15 protein-coding genes are annotated in these 20,234 nt (G+C 66.8%); 6 read left to right on the top strand and 9 right to left on the bottom strand.

All coding sequences use genetic code 11. The features are described from left to right. The first annotated feature begins 7 nt into the window (after positions 1 to 7). The 5 genes from ACFY2Z_RS35175 to ACFY2Z_RS35155 all read left to right on the top strand — a co-directional run bounded on the left by ACFY2Z_RS35175 (position 8) and on the right by ACFY2Z_RS35155 (position 9,183). Positions 8 to 2,206 (top strand): SUKH-4 family immunity protein, encoded by a 2,199-nt coding sequence (locus tag ACFY2Z_RS35175; RefSeq protein ID WP_390748061.1) that lies wholly within the window; start codon positions 8 to 10, stop codon positions 2,204 to 2,206. A gap of 371 nt (positions 2,207 to 2,577) precedes the next feature. Beyond that, complete coding sequence (locus tag ACFY2Z_RS35170) at positions 2,578 to 4,716, top strand: SUKH-4 family immunity protein (protein WP_390748060.1); 2,139 nt, start codon at positions 2,578 to 2,580, stop codon at positions 4,714 to 4,716. Between the two features lie 485 nt (positions 4,717 to 5,201). Beyond that, positions 5,202 to 5,525, top strand: a complete 324-nt coding sequence (locus ACFY2Z_RS35165) for a hypothetical protein (protein WP_388975656.1) — start codon at positions 5,202 to 5,204, stop codon at positions 5,523 to 5,525. 84 nt (positions 5,526 to 5,609) lie between these two features. Next, the gene (locus ACFY2Z_RS35160; RefSeq protein ID WP_390748059.1) at positions 5,610 to 7,733 is read left to right on the top strand and encodes an ATP-binding protein; all 2,124 of its coding nucleotides are present in this window, start codon (positions 5,610 to 5,612) and stop codon (positions 7,731 to 7,733) included. A 121-nt stretch (positions 7,734 to 7,854) separates the two neighbouring features. Beyond that, complete coding sequence (locus tag ACFY2Z_RS35155; RefSeq protein ID WP_390748058.1) at positions 7,855 to 9,183, top strand: SUKH-4 family immunity protein; 1,329 nt, start codon at positions 7,855 to 7,857, stop codon at positions 9,181 to 9,183. Between the two features lie 20 nt (positions 9,184 to 9,203). Here ACFY2Z_RS35155 and ACFY2Z_RS35150 read toward each other — a convergent pair whose 3' ends face one another. Continuing rightward, positions 9,204 to 9,632, bottom strand: coding sequence for a hypothetical protein (locus tag ACFY2Z_RS35150; RefSeq protein ID WP_390748057.1), 429 nt, complete (start codon positions 9,630 to 9,632; stop codon positions 9,204 to 9,206). Between the two features lie 109 nt (positions 9,633 to 9,741). Here ACFY2Z_RS35150 and ACFY2Z_RS35145 point away from each other — a divergent pair, with 109 nt between their 5' ends. Next, positions 9,742 to 10,434 carry a hypothetical protein gene (locus ACFY2Z_RS35145; RefSeq protein ID WP_390748056.1) on the top strand — a complete coding sequence of 231 codons (693 nt, stop codon included), beginning with the start codon at positions 9,742 to 9,744 and terminating at the stop codon, positions 10,432 to 10,434. Positions 10,435 to 10,547: 113 nt separating this feature from the next. On the opposite strand, the gene ACFY2Z_RS35140 is transcribed toward ACFY2Z_RS35145, so the two are convergent. From ACFY2Z_RS35140 to ACFY2Z_RS35105, 8 genes are all read right to left on the bottom strand, one after another. After that, positions 10,548 to 11,744 (bottom strand): S8 family serine peptidase, encoded by a 1,197-nt coding sequence (locus tag ACFY2Z_RS35140; protein WP_390748055.1) that lies wholly within the window; start codon positions 11,742 to 11,744, stop codon positions 10,548 to 10,550. An 8-nt stretch (positions 11,745 to 11,752) separates the two neighbouring features. Continuing rightward, a complete protein-coding gene (locus ACFY2Z_RS35135) occupies positions 11,753 to 12,448 on the bottom strand; it encodes a hypothetical protein (RefSeq protein WP_390748054.1) in 696 nt (231 codons plus the stop codon). Positions 12,449 to 13,420: 972 nt separating this feature from the next. After that, the gene (locus tag ACFY2Z_RS35130) at positions 13,421 to 14,761 is read right to left on the bottom strand and encodes a hypothetical protein (protein ID WP_390748053.1); all 1,341 of its coding nucleotides are present in this window, start codon (positions 14,759 to 14,761) and stop codon (positions 13,421 to 13,423) included. A gap of 77 nt (positions 14,762 to 14,838) precedes the next feature. After that, entirely contained in the window at positions 14,839 to 15,963 is a 1,125-nt protein-coding gene (locus ACFY2Z_RS35125) for a WXG100 family type VII secretion target (protein ID WP_390748052.1), read from the bottom strand. Then, positions 15,960 to 16,298, bottom strand: a complete 339-nt coding sequence (locus ACFY2Z_RS35120) for a hypothetical protein (RefSeq protein WP_390748051.1) — start codon at positions 16,296 to 16,298, stop codon at positions 15,960 to 15,962. Before ACFY2Z_RS35120 ends, ACFY2Z_RS35125 begins: the two co-directional genes overlap by 4 nt. A 552-nt stretch (positions 16,299 to 16,850) precedes the next feature. Further along, on the bottom strand, positions 16,851 to 18,182 hold the full coding sequence (locus ACFY2Z_RS35115) for a S8 family serine peptidase (RefSeq protein ID WP_390748050.1): 1,332 nt from the start codon (positions 18,180 to 18,182) through the stop codon (positions 16,851 to 16,853). Positions 18,183 to 18,265: 83 nt separating this feature from the next. Beyond that, the gene (locus tag ACFY2Z_RS35110) at positions 18,266 to 19,819 is read right to left on the bottom strand and encodes a hypothetical protein (protein ID WP_390748049.1); all 1,554 of its coding nucleotides are present in this window, start codon (positions 19,817 to 19,819) and stop codon (positions 18,266 to 18,268) included. Between the two features lie 31 nt (positions 19,820 to 19,850). Further along, the gene (locus tag ACFY2Z_RS35105) at positions 19,851 to 20,198 is read right to left on the bottom strand and encodes a hypothetical protein (RefSeq protein WP_390748048.1); all 348 of its coding nucleotides are present in this window, start codon (positions 20,196 to 20,198) and stop codon (positions 19,851 to 19,853) included. Positions 20,199 to 20,234: the final 36 nt, after the last annotated feature.

The raw sequence follows: 20,234 nt of genomic DNA, 5'->3' as shown, positions 1-20,234 counted from the left end.
GAGCTGCATGTCCGACCCTTTCTCCGAGCCCCAACACCTCTCAGCAGGTCGGCTGGCCGCACGGCTGGTGGACTGGTGGCGCGAAGGACGTCCCGGCGGGTCCCAGGTCCGCGTCGTCAGCCAGTTCGGCAGTGCTTCGCTGCTCGAGGAAGTGCACGAGCAGATCCCTGAGAGTGCCATCATCGATGCGACTGGCGCCGACACGGATGACATCTTCCGGCGCATGCTCACCGCCATCGGGGTACCCGACTCCGAGCTGACACCCCACAGATGGCACCGGGCCGCGAAGCGGCACGCCAAAGACAAACTCGTCTTGGTCACGAACGCCTGGCGAGCAGGTTCCACTCGGCGATCCGCCCAACCGAGCGGGGTTCTGGAGTCCGCTGCCGGACGGCTCGCTCTTCGGGGGGCCGGAGTGATCGTCGACGTCGGCCCACAGGGGCAGGGGCCGGTGGCGCGTCGACGAGGGGTTGTCACACTTGGGCTGGACGATTCCGCAGTCGGTGATCGGGGCGAGCGACTCGAGTCACAGATCGCGACAGCGATTAGCCACCCGCACCTCCAGGCACTCGCCCTGTCCGAACCCAGAGGAGTGCCCTTGCCGGTATGGAGTCAGATGGTTCGGGCACTTGGGATTCCGGACTCCGATGACGACTCCTTGCGCCGACTTGCCGAACGCTTGTCAGACCTGGTCACCATCGTCAGCGACCAAGTCGTCTTCTTCATTGATGAGTCCGTGCCTGAGGCCTTGCGCCGCCGCATGCCCGAAACACTGAGCACCCAGGTCCACCGTCACGTGGCGCGGTGGCTTCTTGAAACCCACCCACAATTCCACCACCCCGAGGGATGGGCCGCCTCCGGCCCCGTCGGTGGGTACGCCGCTCAGGGACTGGCCATGCACACGGTACAGGCGGGCGAGTTCGAAGAGTTGCTCGATGACGGCAGAGTACTGGCCAACCTGCCACAGACCGCGCTTCTGGACGCAGCACACTGCGCTTACGACGGCTCGCTCTTCGGATCGAACCCGGCTGCCGATGCGGTCTTCCTGCAGATGTACGGTGTGGCTCCCTCTTCCCAGGCGCAGTGGGCTGCATGGCTTCACCTCATGGCAGCAGCGAGGGATGATGCCGAAATGTGCAGGGGCATCGAGAACTCGGGCGTACACCTGCCCTGGAAGGCGCTGTGGACACACTGGCGCCCACCGGGTGGATATGATCCCCGCTATCTCCGGCCCGGCCCGGTTTACGAGCTTTTTTCCGTACGATGGCGGGGGCAACCGGCTGTGGCAGGCTGCTCAGTCGACGACACCGTCCATGTCTGGGACGTCTCAACGTCCGAACTAATGGCAGGACCGTGGACCGGCGAAGGCTTTCCCGTCGAGCAGTTGGACGATCTGGCCTGGGATGCAGATCGTAGCCAATTCCAGGAGGGCGGCCCTAGAAGTCTCCGCGAACTTCGCAGCCAAGAACTGGCCGCTGAAGGACCGGGCGAGGATGACGAATTCCTGCCTGTCGCCCTCGTTTTTGGCGACACCACGGTACTCGCCGGAGTGGGCGGCGTATGTGCGGTGGCCTCGACCAGTCCGGGAACCCCTGCGGAGATCGCGCCGCTGGGAGACAAGCCACTGCTCGGCACCCGCACCGCGGCCGGTCCCGCCAGGCCGAAGCACGCACCCGAGACGACCGCTTCCGATCTCGGCAAACTGGTTCCGGACGCCCCGGCTCTGCGTACCCAGGTTGAGCACATTCCGCCTGGACTCACAGAGGAAACCGCACGCCGAGTGCTTGCGGACGTCGGTCTCCCAGCGATGAGAGAGCAAGGGATCGAACTTCAGTCAGGCGATGCGCGGTTCCTGGAGGAGCTGCCATGGCCCAGCGATGTGGAGCCGTCGGAGGAGACCGGGCCTTTCTTCCGCATCGGTCTGTGGATGGGCGGTGTCGTGGTCATCGACGGCCCCACCGGACACGTACTGCGCGTCCCCCATGGTGCTGACGAAAGCGGCCTCGACGGCGCGCTTCTGGCCAACGACCTGGACCGCTTCCTGAGAATGCTCGTTCACTGGATCACCGGTCTCCGCATCCTGGAGGACTTGGACAACCAGGACGAGGCCCACCTGTTGCGCCAACACATCGACGACGCCCTCTGGGACATCGATGACGAAGGCGCCGCTGCTGGCGCCTGGAAGTACGCGCTGTACAACGAATGACCGATCGACCGAAGGGCAGGAGGACAAGCGAGAGGCGGCAGCGGCAATCGACTGGTCCATCCTCGTGGAGTGCGCGGTCCTATCAGCCGAGTCCGTGGCGCAGCGGGTAGGTCCTCGTCGAGCGAGACCCGAACGATGTCAGGGAATGGCACAGAACTTGGTGGTGCCGCTCCAGCCGAGCATGGCTCAGGGGCGGCTGGAGCAGCAAATCGCCGGGGTGGACGCAGCAGCGCTGCGAGCCCTCGCCCCGGCCGAGGTGCGCCGTGCCCCACTGTCCGTCTGGACGGCGCTCGCCCGGCCCCTGGAACCGCACACCGGCCGTCAGGAAAGCGGCTGCCCCCCACGTCGAATTCCTAGAAACGACTTGGCGTATGAGCACATCCGTCCCGGACCCGACCGAAGTGTCACCCGAACTCGCCTTGAACCGCGCCCTGCGGTGGATCGACAGGCCGCGTGACAGCAGTGCCTGGTTGTGGTTCGGCGGCAAGGAAGGGGCCGGGAAGACCCAGCTGCTGCGCGAAATTTCCGGGCGGCAGCCCGATGCATTCTTCTTGGATTGCGCGGGCGTGCCTTCCGAGGAGATCGCCCGAAAACTGGCTGATTTCTTGGGCGTGGCCGCACTCGATACCTATGGCCGAAATTTTTCGAATGCGGTAGCCAGTATCTCGGCGGGACCGGTGGTGCTCCTGGCGAACACTCAGTGGGCAGGAAGTCTCCGCACCACGCGTGAGCCGGAGCGAGTCATACATCAGGTGGTTCATACTCTGATCAGGAATCACAGGCGCAGCCTGAGGATGCGACTACTGATCGAGGTGGACCACACCACGGACGTGATGTCATCCATGGGCGGCCGGGAGCTGACACTGCGCGCCCCCGGCGGAGACTACGCACAAACGAATCGTTCCGCGGATCCGGTCGAGGCCACAGCATTCCGTGCCCTCGCACTGGCCGAGTCCCGGACTGTTCCGCTGCCTGTCTGGCCGGTCCTGTGCTCAGCGCTTGGACACGACGTCTCAGTCCAGCAATTGGAGCGGCTGACCTCATCGCGCTCAGCGGATCTACTGACGCAACCGAACAGTGAATTCCCCTGGGCAGGCGTCGCTTTCCGTCGCGAGTCCACTGCCCAGGTGTGGCGTGAGACAGTGCCGCACGAAGAGGCAGAGCTCTTCCATGCAGCGGTGCTCTCGGCCTTGCGGTCTGCAGAACCGTCGTCTGCGGTCCACTGGTACGTGCATCGCGCGGCCGCCGGCCACGCAGCCGCAGGCGGAGCCTTCGAGTCTCTGCTCCAAGACGCAGCCATCATGGCCAAGGTCGGCCACCACACCTTGTTCGAGGCATACGAAGCCGCCTACCACGGCGACACCGTGCCTCAGTCAAGTCTCGCCGCCAACCTCTATTACCTCGCCGAACGCGGCGTCTGGCCCCATACACACGGTGAGTGGCTTGCTCTCCTGCATCATTCCCTCCTTAACCGAGGACCAGCAGGTGAGGCGTTGACTGATCGCCTCCTCAGTGCTGTCGGCGCCTGCGCCTTGCCGTGGCACACCCTGTGGACACATGGCATCGGTCCCGGCATCCCCACCACGGAGAACTTGATCAAGCGGCCAAACGTACGCGAACTACACATCGTGCACCCCGCTCCCGCCCCCTTGGTCACTGCCACGGACGGTCAGGGCAGCAGCAGGGTCTGGCGGCTGGACAGCGGTGAGCCTGCCGTTGCCCCTCACAACGCTCCCCTGGCGCCGGAGTCCGTCGAGGCGGACCAAGGGCTCCAGGGGTGGAGGCCTGCTGGAACGGCCGAAGGGCACGTAGACGTACCGCGTATGCCGCGATATGTGCGACGTGCCGTTCGCACGGGTGACCGTGCTGTGATGTCGTCCAGCGACGGAGTCTTCGCCATCGCCATCCACTCCTCGGGGGCGGGGGTGCCGTCGGGAGTCCTGAAGCGGATGTTGCGTACCACCACCAGGCTTGGGGCCGCCGACTTTCCCACTGAGGCGCTACGGGCTCCCGCCAAGTGGTTCGAGAATGTCTGGGGTACAACCCGGATGAAGAGGATTGCCCAGGATGTCTTGCCCTCGAACCTTTCCGATCCGGGAGCACGCCAGTTCTTGACCGAGGTCGGTTTCCCTCACGTCAGCGGTTTCCTGGAACTTGAAACTCTGGATCTGTCCGTGACAGATCTGACGGCTGTTTCCCATCCCCTGGTCGAGGATGGGACCGGGTTTCTGCTCGGGACCTGGCAGGGGGCGCAACTGCTCATCGACGGAAACAGTGGCAAAGTGTTGCAGGACGGATCCACCGGAATCAGCAACCCACTGGCCGGGAGCTCCCTGCGACAGTTCGTCACCATGGTCCGGCTCTACTACTGGTGGTTCGCCTCCGACTGGTCCGCCGAAGACTCGGAGGCCGACCTGCGTTCATGGCTCGCTCGTCTCGACCCCGAAGCTTACGCTGCTCAGTGCTGGCAACGCGTCTTCGTGGACTACGACTTCACGGATCGTGTCTGATGGGAATGCAGGTGGAACCACGGTGGGATTCGGCTGTCCGGCCTGCCGTGGTTTAACAGCAGACGATGTCGCTCACCGTCCGTTGGCGACTCAGAAGGACCAACACAATGACCGCGCCCGGAATGCACGAGCCACTGTGGCTACCCGACAACGACCGCGACTTCACCCAGGCTTAGGTCGACCTGAGCGTGCGCCGGCCCGCCCTCTACGGGCGGGCGGGCCTCGCCGGAGACCTGCCAGAGCCGACTGGCCGCACGGTCCCCTCACCGCACCGGCATGTCGGCCGACGCCGGTTCGGGATACCGTCCCAAGGACCTGTCCGTCCCTGGAGCCGTCAGCCGTCAGCCGTCAGCCGTCAGCCGTCAGCCGTCAGCCGTCAGCCGTCAGCCGTCAGCCGTCAGCCGTCAGCCGTCAGCCGTCAGCCGCGGGGCGAACTCGCCCGTGAGCGGCCCCGATACGGCCACCACAACTAGGAGACCCGTTCCATGACCCCGGACACCCCGGCGGCTCCCCCCACCACTCCCGAGGAAGCCCTCGCCATCGTCCGCAGCCGCTATGCCCAGCCGAAGTTGCCCGACGGCACCCCGGCCGCTCTGAACGTCCACGAGTTCGACATCGGCTATCTGGTGTACGCGACCTTCCCGCCCACCACCGACGCCGAAGGCCGGCCGCAGCCCTCGTCGCCGGGTGGCAGCAAGATCGTGGTCGCCAAGGACACGGGCGAGACCGTGACCGTCCCCAACTTCCCGACCGAGGCAGCGATCGCCCTCTACCGCCGTCAGCGCCAGGCGCAACAGCCGAACGCGTAGCGATCGTCGGCACCTAAGATCAAGGCCAGGTAGGCGTCGTACGCACATGCGACCGTGAAGGCGAAGGACGGGGAACGGGGAACCATGAGCGGCTCGACCGAGGACTACGCACCGCACCCCCACATAGGCGGCCGGACCGCCGCACTGCGCGCGCTCGCCGCGTGGCGCGGGGCCGCGCCCGGCGTGCCGCGCGTGGTCGTGGTCACCGGCGACTCCGGCAGCGGGCGTTCGCGGCTGCTCACCGGCTTCCTCATGCTGTGCGAGCCGGAGTTCCGCAAGCAACTGCCGCTGGACGCGATGGATCCGTCGACGGTGCCGCCGGAGCTTCCGGCCCCGGCGGTCCCGGCCCCCGACGGGCTGACCGCCGCGCAGGTGCTGTGGCTGCTCGCCGACCACTACGAGCTGGACGCCATGAGCACGCGGGGCGTGTTCGCCGAGCTGGCGGCACTCGACGAACCGGTGACGGTCGTCGTGCCGGATGCCGACCGGGCCGGTCCGGTACGGGCCGCGGGCGAGCCCGCGCGGCTTGTACGGGAGGTGCTCGCACCCCTCGCCGCCACCGGGGCCGTACGACTTCTGGCCGAGTTGCCGCGTCCGCTGGCCGTCGAACTGGCCGGGGGTCTCGCGCCCGGCACCGTACAGATCATCGATCTCGATGAGCCGGAGTGGGCCGACCCGCAGGGCCTGGTACTGCACGCTCAGGCGGCGCTCAATCCGGAGTTCGGTGCGCCCGAGCTGCCGTTCACGGTCGATCCCGCCGCCCGCCTGGCCCTCGGCGCAGCCATCGGCCGCCGGGCCGGGACGAGTCCGCTGGTCGTTCAACTCGCCGTCCAGGGCGTCCTGATGGCGCCCGAGGGCTTCGATCCCGCCGACGAGAGATGGTTGCCGACCTCCGTCGGCGAGGCCCTCGATCTGCACGCCGAACGACTCGGCGCCGACCCGCAGACGCTACGGCTGATGCTGGCACCGCTCGCCCTGGCCGAATCCGAGGGCATACCCGTCCCTCTGTGGGCGCGGCTGGCGAGCGCGGTCGCGGAACAGGACATGAGTCAGGCCATCGCCGGTGGGATGCTGCTCGCCGGGCCCTTCGTACAGCCCGAGGACCAGCGGGCGGAGAAGGAGCAGGGCGGCGGACGGATGCTGCTCCGGCTGCTCCACCCCGCCATCGGCGCCGAGATCCGCGCCGGCCTGCCAAACGTCCGCGCCGCTCAGACACGGCTCGCGATGGCGCTGCTGGAGGCCGTGCCGGAGCAGGACTGGAGCAGGGCCGACCCGTACGTGCGCGACCACGTCGCCGGTCACACCCTGGAGGCGGGCCTGCTGCCCCAACTCCTCACGGACCCCGGGTTGTTCGTGCACGCCGACCCGGTGTCGCTGCGTGCCGCTGTCGAGGCCGTACCCGTGACGGCGCTCGGCGCTCCGGCCCGTACGTATCTGCGTACGGCTCCCCTGCTGACCCGCACCCAGGTGCCCGCCGCGCTGCGCGCGGCCCTGTTGGAGACCGCGTTCGTCGAGGACGGCCTGCCGGAGTACGCCGACGCCGTCCACCGGCTCGGCTTCGAGCTGCCCTGGCGGACGCTGTGGAGCCTGCCCGTCGCCGGTGTCAGCGCCGTGACCGCCGGCAGCCTCCCCCGTCCCGAGGGGCCGGCCACGCCCGTCGCCGTCCTCGTCGTACCTGCGGACACTCCTGGTGCGCGTCCGGTCGGGGGAATGGGGAAGATCGAGATGGGCGCGACCGGTGAGACCAACGGCGCGGACGCTGTCGGCGGCTCGGACGGGGCCGGCGGCGCGGACGCTGCCGGCGGCTCGGACGGGGCCGGCGGCGCGGACGGGGCCGGCGGCGCGGACGCTGCCGGCGGCTCGGACGGGGCCGGCGAAGCCGACGAGTCGGACGAGACGACGGACCGTGGCCGCTCCGCCCTACTCGTGCACGAAATCCTCCGGCCCCACCCCCTCGCCGACATCGATCCCGGGCTGATCCTGCGCCCGTCCGAGGACGAGCGGGCGGCCGCCCCACTGGGGCTCAGCCGGGGCGCCGACTATCTGCGCGTCTGGGACCGGGCGAGTGGGGAGGTCGTGGCCGCGCTGATCTCCGACACGCCCTTCACCGCTGCCGACCTCTCCCCCGACGGCGTCCTCGTCGTCGCCACCGAGCGCGGGGCGAAGGCCCTCCACATCCGCCCGGCGGCCGCGACGATAGCCTCGTAGGGCATACGCAGAGGTCCCCCCGCCCTCCCCTCTTCTCCCTACTTCCTTCCCTCCGCCCTCGATCGACCTCGACCTCCACCTCGATCTCGATCTCGACCTCGACCTCGAAGGAGCTTTCCCCGTGACCAGCCAGGAGCAGGCGCTCGCCATCGCCGACCGTTGGCTCAACCCGGAAGGCTCGGCGGCGCCGCGTCGTGAGGTCGGGATGCGGGAGTTCGATCTGGGGTGGGTGGTGTGGGCCGCGCCCGGAGCCCCCGAACACGACCCGGTGACCGGGGAGCGCCGCCCACCCGCCGAGGTCGGCGACGCGCGCGGGGTCGTCGACCGCCGCACCGGCGAGCTGACGGTCTGGCCTTCGGCGCCGGTCGAGGAGGTCGTACGGATGTACCAGCAGAAGCACGGCGGCGGGGCGCAGGGCGGGGCAGCGGCGGGGGACGCCCGTCCGGTCACCGGCCCCGGCAACACCGCCGTCATCACCTACACCGACCCGGCCAACGGCGAGGAGACCACCCTCTTCCGCACCTCCGGTCCGGGCCTGCCTCCCGCCGAGTACCAGGCCTGGGCCGAGCTACGGCGCATGAACGTCCCCGAGAGCAGTGTTCTCGCTATCCACACCGACCTGCGTCCCAGCCTGCTCCCCGGCGGCTACACCGCCGAGCTGCTCAGCCGGTTCCGCAACGCCGAACTCTCCTGCTCGCAGAACTACGGCGCCCGTCCCGAGGACCGCGCGGAGGGCATCGCCGCCCTGGTCGAGCAGGTCGAGATCATGCACCGGATGGCCGGTCAGCAGCCGCCGCCCCGCCCGCACCGCCTCCCCGTCCCCGCGCACGTGAGGCTCGCGGAGCCGATGCGCGACGTGGCCCTCGGCCGCCATCTCGTGGAGGTCTTCGGCCAGGACGGCGTACGCCGCCACGCCGCCGACGACATCGCCGAGAGCCCGCTGCCCGAGACCACCAAGGCGACGCTCACCTGGGCAGGGCTCCCCGCCGACCTGCCGCTCTTCTTCACCGCCGACCGGCCCGACGCGCCTCCGGCCGGTGGCCTGTTCACCGACGTCGCCACGAATCTGCGGGAGCGCCACAGCTCGGCCGGCGAGGAGAAGATCGGCGCCCTGGCCCATCTGGTGCGGATCGGGTTCGACGGGCTCGCGGTGGTCGCGGTGCAGTGCCTGCCCGGTACGACGGAACCGGACGGCCTCGGCGCGCTGTGGGCGGTGGACCCGGTCACCGCCGACGCCCGCTACATCAACGTCTCGGCCGCCACGTTCGCCCGCTGTCTGGCCCTGCTCTCCACCACGCGGCAGCGGATGCAGGGCCTGGACCCGGCCGCGGCGGGGGCGGCGGTGGCTGCCCTGCAGGAGCAGCTCGCCGCCATCGATCCCTCGTCGCTGGGCAACCCGGACACATGGTGGTCGCTGATCGTCGAGCAGATGTGGCACGGGCTGTTCTGACCGGCCGGGCCGACCCCGCATCAGTACAGCGAGAACCCACCGCTGTGCCGCGTCTGGCCCTTCTTCCCGGCCTGCGAGGACTGACCTTCCGCCCTCCTCGGCTCGGACTGCCCCGAGGAGGGGTCACCGCTCGTCAGCGCCTCCCCGTGCCTGATCTGCTCGCGCTCCTCCTCGGAGAGCGACTCCCACTGGCCGCGCAGGGACCCCAGCCCTTCGCCGAGGGCGTGGGCCACCGTGGGATCGTCCAGGGCGCTGCGCAGGGCGAGGCGGCCGGAGAGCAGCCTCTTCGCCGCCTCCTGCATGTCCTTGCCGACACCGTCGGTCTCGGACAGCTTGCGCAGGGCGGAGTTGAGAGAACGTGTCTGTTCCGGTTCGAGCGCCTCGTCCAGCACGCCGGGCTCCTGCGAAGGACCCTGCGGATTCGTTGAGTTCGCGGGTCGCCTGGTCATGTCGCTTCTCCTCGCTGCCCTCGTCTCTCGGACACCCGAAGTATCTCCCGTCATACACGGATGCCATGCTGACGCCCTACCGGCCGACGAGGAGAAGGACCTCATTGTCATGGCTCAGACGCAAGGCACAGCCCAAGGCAAACGTGTCGACCGTTCCCTTGCCGGTCTCGTCGGCAGAGCCTTCGGCCGCCTCGGGCGCGCGGGCGGCCTGGTCTTCCTCCTCGCCGGCCTCGCCTTGAGCGGATGGGGCGCGTACGAGGGGGCGTACCTTGCGGGTTGGGCGGGCACGCACGGCACGCTGACCGTGAAGCAGTGCGAGGTGAGCTATCCGAACAACGCCTCCCGCAGCCACCGTAAGAACCGACGCCCCTTCCGCTGTGAGGGCAGCTTCGTGTCCGACGACGGCAAGAGCGAGGACGTGAGCGCGGCGGTGCAGGTCAGGCGGCAGTACGCGCCGGGTGCCGAACTCTCCGTGCAGCAGACGAGCGCGGCCACGACGGGCACGTCTGCGGACGGCGACTACGTCCAGAGCGGTATGGACCGCGCCTGGCGCTTCTTCAGCGCCTTCTTCGGCGGCTGGGTCCTCACGGGCCTCGGCGTCTTCTGCCTCGCCACCGCCCGCCGCTACATGGGCCGCGAGCTACTCGCCAAAGCCCGCCTCCACCCGATGGAGTCAGAAACGACGAGACCGACCTGCCCACCGAACGCACCGCATAGCCTCAAAACGAGATCACCGAGTGGCCATCGCCACAACACTCCTGCGAACGTGACCGCGCCTCAGCAAACCTTGCCGCGCCCTTGATGCCGGAGTTGATCTCGTCTCCGGCTGAACACATGAAGCGAAAGCCCCTGTCGGCTGGACGCCCGGACGCAATTCCAGTCGACAGGAGCTGTGCGCTTCGGCAGGTGAGCGCTTCAGCCCGGGAAGGGCCCCTGAGGCTGCACCATCCCGCCCACTGCCGCCGTCACCTTGCGGCGCCCGGACCGCGCAAGGAGTGTGCCGCCGATCAGGAACGCCAGCCCCGCGCCTGCACCGACCAGCCCGGTCGTCCACAGCCCCTGCTCGAGTGGGGCGTGCTTGGTCTTCGGTGTCCCGTCCGGAGTCACTAGATGCTCCTTGCCCTTGTAAGCAACCGCACCTGTCATGTCCTTGGGGGGCGAGGCAGCGGCCCTCACGGCCGCTTCCGCGTTGATCGGCCCGTACCCGAGCAGGGCACTGCCACCGCCTGCGGGGCGATGAGTGGTGGCGATCAGGACGTCATCCACCTGGGCAGGAGTCAGCTTCGGGTTCTTCGCGTACATGAGGCCCACGACGCCGGCGGCCAGCGCACAGGCCGGTGAGGTGCCGTCGACCGCCTTGTAGCCGCTGGTGCTCGTCGCGCTCATGATGTCGACGCCGGGCGCGGCCACGTCGTTGTACGTGTGCACCGTGGAGAAGCCGGCACGCCCGCCGCCCCGCTGGGTGGCGGCCACCGCGATCACGCCCGCATAACCGGCCGGGTACGAGGCCCCGTTGAGCACTTCGCCCGCGTTACCGGCCGAGGCAAGCACCGTAACGCCGTTGCGTACGGCGTAGGCCACGGCGGCGGCCTCTTCCTTGTCGTAGGAGGTGAACAGGTCATCGCTGCCGAGGGACATGGAGATCACGTCGGCACCATGCTGGACCGCGTAGTTGATGCCTTTGGCGAGCGGGTTGTCGCCGCGCTTGCGGTACTTCTCCATCTCCTTCTCGCTGCGTTCCTCCTCGTGCTTGTCGTCGATGACGCGCACGGAGAGGATCTTTGCCTTCGGGGCGACTTTGAGGACGTCGGAGGCCATGGCGGTGCCGTGCTGCCCCCACTGCGCGTCGCCCTCCTTCAGCCCGTCCTGGCGGTAGTCGGGCCCGGTGGTGACCTTGCCCTTGAGGGCGGGATGTTCGGCGTACACGCCGCTGTCGAGGACCGCGACCGTCACTCCCTGGCCCTGGCTCAGCCGCTGTGCCGCGCTCAGGCCGAGGGCCGGGCCCTCCCAGCCGACCGGCGTGGCTGCGCGGGCCGGAACGGTGGCCAGCGTGCACAGCACACCGGTGAGAGCGACCGCGGCGCCGGTCGCGCGTATGGTCCGGAACTTCACTGCCGGGCTCACCTCTCCAGATTCCCGAGGTTGGTGTAGAAGATCCCGCTGAGGGCGTTCGCCGCGTCCATCCAGGGCTTGCGGTCCTCGTCGTTGGCGGCGTAATCGCCGAACTCGCCGGGCAGGTTGCCCGCCGTACGGCCGTCGACCGCGCCGGCGGTGACAGCGATGGCGTAGGGGAGCTCACCGCCACCCAGGGCGTCCCCGCCCATGCCGTTGCGCCGGTTCTCCTGCCACTTCGCCGCGAGCGTGCCGGGCACCGCAAACGGCACCACGGCGCCGTCCGGGACGTCCGCGTGCTCCTGCTCGTCGAGGTACTCGCCCATCTCCTGGCCTGCGGTGCCCTCAGGGAGGACGACGATCGCGACGGTGGCGACCATCTCACCGGTGAGATCGACGTACGTGGCACGCAGTACGGCCTTGCAGCCGAGTTTCTCCGCCTTCTTCTCGGTCTCGCCGCTCAGACCCTTCGCGCAGGAGGTGTCCTGGGAGATGCCCATCCGGCTCCACTGCGCGACCTTCTTGTTCGACACCTCGTACGTGTAGTTGGGGGTGTCACCGACGGTCGCCGGGAAGAGCTTCTCGATGGTCTCGTTCCGCCACAGCGTGGGACCGTAGGCGGAGTTGGGTATCGCCTGCCGACTGTTGCTGTACGCGTGGGAGGCAAGCGCTCCACCGCCGAGCACGCCGAGCACGCCGAACACAACGAGCAGACTCCCGAGTGCCTTTCGGGCGGTGCCGCCTCCAGCCGAAGGTGGCATCGGGGCCACTGGCACGGGGCTCGCAGGCGGGGAGTACGGAGCGAACTGAGGCGGCCCCGGTTGGACCGGAACGCCCGCCGGAGGCACCCTTGGGGGTGCCTCCGCTTCGGGCGGCACAGGACCCGGTACTTGCCCTCGCTGTTGCCAACCACTCTGCGGGAGCGGCTGCCCATACGGACTACCGCTCGGCGGTGGGTAAGACATGCTTCCCTCTCGTTGATCATTCTGCGAGGGAGCACGATAGGTGGTCCGGCCTCACGCGACAGAACCCAGCATCTCGACCGACCCGCAACCCAGGTTGCTGCGAGGCTCAACCTGAGCCACTCGCGCACCTTTCGGCACCCCCGCAAGTCTCATGACACTCTATGGCCTTCGCAGACGCAAGGTGCGCCGCCAGGTCCCCGACCAGGCGGCGTTCTTTCCCCGGCAAACGCCCACGCGCGGTCAAGGCCCCCCACGCTGAACTCCTCGAACGCCTCCTGCCACGCGGCGCCGTCGGGCCAACCCCCCACGCCATCAAACGCAAAGTCGCCAGTCGGCCCCTCAAACGCGCCGCCCACCCACCGCGGCCATCACCATCGTTGATTCCACTAAACCCAAACGGATCAAACGCACACCAAAGCACTAAGTTCCCGGCATTGAGGCTAGCCAACCGGTCCGACGTTCGGCCTCCCTCGTGGTGGATCCCGGCGAGGTGCCATGGCGGGCGGCTGGTGGCCGCAACGGCCGGCTGCCGTGAAAGCCAGCGCCGTCACCACCCTTGCCAATGACGCCCTTTGCTGCACCGACCACACCGCCACGAGCCCGCGCGAGGGCTCCACGGCCGCCAAGCCCCGCACCGCCTCGGCCGGCGGCGCCCGCTCCACCGGAGCCCATACCACCCATGCCGGGCCGCCCACTCGCGCCGATCACCGCCTACGCTGCAGCCCGCCTCGTGGAACGACCCTCGCTCACGACGGCACCACCGACCCCGCAGGCCGCGAGGAACCCAACGATCCCCGCCGCCCAGCGCCATCCGGTCGGCACATCGAACGCCAGCAGGACAGCGCAGGCAATGACGACCACGCAGGCCTGCAATGCCAACGGATCGATGTAGAGGATCCAGTAGGAACGCGGGTCGAACAGCCGGAGCCGTCGATCCTCCTGAACAGCAGAGCCCAACTTCTCCACAAAGACCGCGCTGCCGTTCAACAACCGTGTCTGGTCGACGCTCATCATTCCGTGCACCACCAAGCCGGTGTCGAACACCATCGCCGCAGGCGTTGTGCTCGGAGAAATCCGTGAGCCTCGCGCGCCTCGATGCGCGTCCCAGCAGAGCCACAGCGGCTGACCCCTCATCACCTCTGGCAGGCCGTTCTCGCCGGCAGTTGTGTAGAAGCGCGCCAACCCGGCATCCGTACGGATCTCCAGGTACGTTCCTCTGAGCGGCTGTTTCTGCCCTTCTGTACCGAACTCTCCGCCAGTTCGTGCGTAGCTGCCTCGAATGGCCTTGTCTCTCTCGCCCAGTCGTGAAAACGCCCGAAAGCCGTGCCTCGCCGACAGATGATTGACGGCCAGGAACCATCCGAGCACCAGCGCGACGACAAAGAACCACCGCATGTACGCAGGCATCGTCTCCCCACGTAGCTTCCAGCCCAGGCTGCGCTGGTCCCCGGCCACCGCTCCAAGCCGCGGCTGTGCGGGCGAATACAGCACCTTCACCGGGTCACCAGGACGCACGGGCTCATACGTCGTCGGCCTGACCGTTGTCGACACGGGCCGTTCGCCGGCTCCGACAGGCAGTCGGACGACCACCGTGGCCGTATAGGGGTCCTTGCCACTGGAGGACTTTTGCCGGACGTCGCTGACCTTCTCCGCTCGTGCAACTCCGAACTCGCCTCCGGCCGAATAGATGCGTTGCACCAACTCCGGCCTCTGCGGCGCCCCCGCAGCCAGGGCGACGACCCCCACAAGCACGGCGGTAACCCCGATTCCCCAGGCAAGGCTTCGAAACTGCTGGCCTCGCCTCGAAGGAATGTTCAGTGGTACCGAGGACAGCTCCCGGGTCGAGCCGTGTGCCTCGTGGGCAGATTCAGCCCACACCGCCGCAGCGACTTCGCCAAACGGCCTTCGGCCTCCTGACGACCGTTGCTGAAGCGGGATCACCACGACGCAGACCAGCCCTCCGCCGAGAGACACCAGAACCAGACTCTGCCGCAGGTCCGGGACCGTACCGAACAGCCACAGCCACAGCCACAGCACGGGCGTCGCTGCCACCAGCCCCAGGCCACCACACCACGCGCCGACTCTGGAGGACGCCCTAAGAGGTGTGCGAGTCCCTTCCGCGTGCACCGTCACCCGAAGTCCTCGCGAATCCGCTCCGTTGCCGACTTGTGGTCACCCTCGACGCCCCTCCGAGCGGCCTTCTGAGCTTGCTCCGCACTCTTGTCCACGCCGTCGAACCCGTCCTTCGCGGTGTTCGCGGAGACGCCTCCCGCAACTGGAGTGACAGAACCGAAGGCGACGTCGGCCCCGACCTGCTGGTGCTCCGGTCGGTCCCCGCTGTAGGCGAAGTCGTTGTCGTTCTTCAGGCCTCGAGCCATGTCATCGAAGCCCCTGTCGACCACCCTTGCGCCGCTACCGAGTCCGCCGGCTGCGCCTCCGGTGATGGCGGTGACGGCCTCTTGCCTGATGTCGAAGTCCTCGCCTTTGCGCAAGGAGTCCAGATAGTCTCCCGAGACTCCTCCAGCGGCACCACCGACCATGCCACTGACAATCTCCCTACCGCCCAGTGAGGACACGGCTTTACCCGCGGCAGTACCGACGGTCGCCCCGGTCAAGCCCCCGATCATGTTGGTCTCGACTTCCCAGCCTTTGCCGCTCAGCTGGCTGGTAATCATGCCGCCCGCGGTGCCACCCGCCCAGTTGAGGGCTCCCTCGGTGAGGAGCCTCCCCGTCCTTCCCATGCTGTAAAGCCTCTGGAATGCGGTCCCGATCAAGCGTAGGAGTCTGCCCATCCGCCCAGCGGCGTCGAGAGCCCTCGTGACCAGCATGGTCACTCGCGCTGTACCAGCCGCGGCCGAGACACCCATCGTGAGGAACGACATGCCTACCGAGACCCCGATGGAGATCCCGATCTCCATGTAAATTTCGTGGATCTCATCGTTGACCTCGCGAATGCACTTGGCGGCGTCCTCGAGGCCTTTGGCGGCTTCGTCGAAATCCTTTGTGGCGTCCAACACGGCATCGGCGAACTCCTCCCAGTGAGCCCGAAAAGCGTTCGCTGCCTCACCACGCCATGTGTGCCCGACAGTCCTCTTGACTTCCCCGTCTAGGCTCCTGACGAGGTCCCCGACGTCAGATTGCAACTTACGCCACGCCTTGGCCGCGGATTCCAACTCTTCCGGGCGCCCGCCGGGATTGATGACCTCGATGCCGAGTTCGATGATCTCTTCTGCCCCGGACTCGCTGCCGCTCACCGGTCACCATCCGCTTGCTTCCCGAAGAGGACTGCAAGGTTGTCATCGGTGACTTCGGTGTCTCTGTTCACCTTCCGCAAAGCGTCGGCGATCTTGTCCAGGTGCTCATGCACGGCCCTCATGGCAGCGGCGACGTCCGCGGAGTACGCGATATAAGCGGATGTGACCTCCTCCGACTCCGTCAGAACGCCGAATCCATCCGTAATCGCCTCTTCCCCCGTTTTCTCCTTGAATTCCTTCAGATACGCCCTTAAGTCGTATGCATGCAACTCAAATTTGCGGGCAAGAGCCCTTCCCGCCTCAGGCTCGTAACACGAGGTACTGTCGTCAGTCATTTACTGTCCTCATTTTGGTGGCACACGTGCTACGGGATACGGCTGATGAGGTCTCCCATGACTGACATGACCCCACCTGAACCTCTCAGAGCCTAGAGCGCTCAGCCCCTGTTGGGGATGAGGGGCGAAAGCGGCTACTGACCCTCGTGCGGGGGTTGTTGTAGTTGTAGGTAGGGGTTGGGATACGGCGGAGGTGTTCCCTGAGGAGCGGGGTACCCCTGATAGGGAGTGGAGGGGTACGACTGCTGAGCAGGTGGGTAGATCGGCTGCGGCGGAGAGTAACCCATATGAGGGGCATACGTTCCCACCCCAGAGCTGACCGGACCGGTCCTGGAGTTGCGGCGGCTACGGATTACAGTAAACGCGATGATGGCGGTAATCAGGGCTCCGATGCCGATCATGCCGACGATGACGATAAGGACGATGGCCCCCACTGAGAAGAGTCCCTTCGCGTTCTCGGACTGACTTGGCTGTGGTGTCAATGTTTCCGGGCACGCCAATGGCCTGCTAGGTCCCCCCGAGCGGACACCATCCTCCGGTTGCTTGGGTGCCTTACTGCCCTTGGCGCGGGGGCTGCTGGGTATAGGGGTTGGGGTGCTGCGGTGACTGTCCGGGAGGCGCAGGGTACCCTTGGTTGGGAGCTGTACTGGGGTACTGCTGGTAACCCGCTGGGGGCTGGGGCGGGTAGCCCGTGCCCTGAAGGGGGAATCCGCCGCCGGAGCCGGTTCCATTGCCACGGTTGTTGCGGCGGCTACGAATCAGAGCGAAGGCCACGGCGGCGATAACCACGACAGCCACGATGCCGACGATGAGGAAGATGCCGCCGGAGGAGGAACTCTCCTTCTTGCTCGCCTGATTCGAGCTCTCGCTTCCCCTTGACGCGCCGCCGGAGTCCGACGCCTGGGCGAGCGGGCCCTCCTCGGAGCCGGCAGGGATATTCATCGTGAGTGCCGAACCCGGGCGAGCGATTCCGTAGCCAAGTTCGCTGTCTGGGACCTTCTTGCCTTGGTTATTCAGGAAGGACGCCGACTTGATCAGGCGGTTGATGATCTGGCCTGCGGTCAGGTCTGGGTACTTGGAACGGAGAAGGGCGACGATGGCCGATACATAGGCGGCGGAACCAGACGTCCCGTCTGCCACCACGTAACCACTGCGGCTGGTTGGATCAGCCTGAGGGGTTTCCACTCCGGGTGCCGCTACGGTTACATTCCCTGTGTTTGATTGGGACCAAAAATTCAGGTCCTTGTCCACAGCAGAAACTGCCACTACTCCTGGAAGCCCGGCTGGGTAATTAACTGTCCCCCCATCATTGCCCGAGCTCGCCACAACCACGGCATCATGTTTCTGCGCGTACTCGATTGCCTTGGCGGCACTTGAACCCGGGGCCGCCAGAGAATCATCGAATGACAGGTTGATAACCGAAGCTCCGTGGTCAACTGCGTAGCGGACTCCCGCGCCCCAACCTTCCGTATCAATCTTGTTCTTAGCCATTTTCACGCGCACGGGAAGAATCTTAGCTCTCGGCGCGAGACCCATCACACCTGCAGAACCATTTGCCCCGTGCCCATGACCGGCGATGAGGCTAGCCATTCCGGTGCCATGCCCATTATTGTCTTCGTCCGGATTCCCTGAGCCTGTGAAGTCCTTCCCTGGCAGAACCTGCCCGATGAGATCCGGATGACTGGCGTCCACACCCGAATCGACTACTGCAACGGTTACACCCGCTCCTTGAGAGGTCTCCCAGACTTTTTCCGCGTTGTACGCCGTCAGCGGCCACTGGGCATTCCGAACCTGATCAGCCGACGCAGGCGCGGTTGAAGTGAGGAGCAAGACTCCTGTCAGCGCCGCGACTCCCGTCGCGGTCGACACTCGTTTGAAACCCAATTCCCTGCTCCTCACTCAGCTACGGCCGACTACGCCAGCCTAGGTGGGCAGGCACTGGCTCTCTGCCCACCCCGCTTGGATGTCTACTCGATCGTGCGCGGTACGTTGCGGTTCAGGTCCTCTTCCGAGATCCAGGTCTCTTCGTCCTCGACCAGGTAGTCGGGACGCTCGTTCCCAGCATTCTCTTCCTCAGACCGTCGGCCGTTGCGGCCGCCAGCCCCGCCCGCCATGGCGCCTCGCTGAGATCCACCGCGGCTGCCGTGAAGGCCCGCGCCACCACCGCCCTTGCCGGTGACTCCCTTTGCTGCACCGACCACACCGCCACGGGCCCTTGCGAGGGCGCCACGGCCGCCAAGTCCGGCACCGCCTCGGCCGCCGGCACCCGCTCCACCGGCGCCCATGCCGCCCATGCCGGTCCGGCCGCCGGCGCCGCGACCTGCTACCGCGCCGCCACCGGTCAGACCGCTGCGGCCACCAGCAAATCCGATACCGCTGCGTCCGAGGTTGGATGCTCCACCAGGAGCCACGATGTCCGGAGACTTGACTCCGCCTGTACCGATGCTGCCACCGCCAGTGCCACCCCCGAATCCTCCGGTTCCAGGGCCGGAACCTGGCGTCGGGAGTGCGGAGATGCCATCCACATTGGTCTTGACGGTCGGAAGCTGCGCGCCTCCGTTTACGCCCGGGTCTCGAGGAACCGTGGGGCTTCCCGGGATACCTCGGTCATGGGGAACCGTTGGGGCTGGTTTGATGCTGGTGGTCGGGCCTGCGCTCCACGGCTTAGCGGTTCGTCCTCCGGCGCCTGGGCCGCTCCCACCAGCAGGAGGCATCGAAATCGGTGGGGGCATTGGTGTATTGGGGTTCGGAGGCGAGAAGGGGTCTCTCTTGCTTCCGTCGAGCTGGTTACCCCGCTGTGCATATGCGTTGTAGTTGACCGCCAACTGCTCCATGATCGCCACCCCCTTCAACTGCTCTTCCTTGCCTTTAGACAGGGAGTCGGCGTTCGCCTGACGCGCGGCGTCCGTGCTCACCCCGTTGTTGATGTCCTTGACGAGCTGCTCGTCACTCCGGTCATCGTCCCAGAGTTTGTCCCAAGCCCTGGACCAGCCCGAAGGCTCGTGAACGTCCCTCATCTTCTCCATGGAGTTCCGCAGGTCGTTCTGGACGGCGTGCGTGGTTTCCGCGTAATAGTTGGCCCATGCAGATCCCTTCTGAATGTTCTGCATGATCGTGTTGGCCCTCTTTCGGAAGGCGTCGGCCGCTTCGCCCTCCCAGTGCTCCAATACGTTTTCGACGGCGCTTTGCATCATGCCCGCAACGCTGTCCTTCGCGGAAACCGTGTCCACGCCTCCGGTCTTGCCGTCAGCGTCGCCACCAGACAGGATGTTATGTACCGACTTCCAGTGCTGGCTGACCTCGTAGATCCGGTTGGGGTCCGCGTCCAGGATCATGGATCGCAGCGCCGGGATGCCCATTTTCATGAAGGGCGTCTTGATCTGGCTGCGGTCCGGGCCGCCCATACCTCCATCCGGCAGCGACTCAAGCTTCTCGTCGTGCTTGTCCTTGATGTGCTGCTCTCGGGCCTTCTCCTGAGCCTTGATGTACTCAGGGTTGTTGTAGTACTCGCCGTAGACCATCGTCGAACTCCCCCTTCGTCAGTGTGACCGATTAGTAGGCCGAGCCCTTGGGCCCGCCGATGGGAGCGGCGCTCATGCCCTGCTTGTTCGCGTGCTCCTGGTTGTTGTACTTGTCCCTGACCTTCGAGGTGCTCGTGCTGAAGTCGTCGATCATCCCGTGCAGGTCTTTGATGATCTTTTCGATCCTGGCCTTCTGCTTCTGGTGGGCGTCATGAAGGTCATTCGATTCCAGAAACTTCATGCTGCCAAACGCAGTGCTCGGGATGTCCGTCTCGTACTTCGCCTTGTTGTGGGCGTTGTCCATGTCCGAGAGAAGGCCGTTGAGCTTCCGGATGACCTCATCCAGTGCGCTCAGATCGACCCGCATTCCGTCGCTCATACCCCGTTGTCCTCTCCCCTGTTTCCAAATCCAAGT

Origin of the sequence: Streptomyces sp. NPDC001222 (assembly GCF_042896945.1) — a bacterium.
Lineage (GTDB): Bacteria > Actinomycetota > Actinomycetes > Streptomycetales > Streptomycetaceae > Streptomyces > Streptomyces gibsoniae.
The sequence above is the reverse complement of the archived record's forward strand: the minus strand, read 5'-3'. Positions and strand labels throughout refer to the sequence as shown.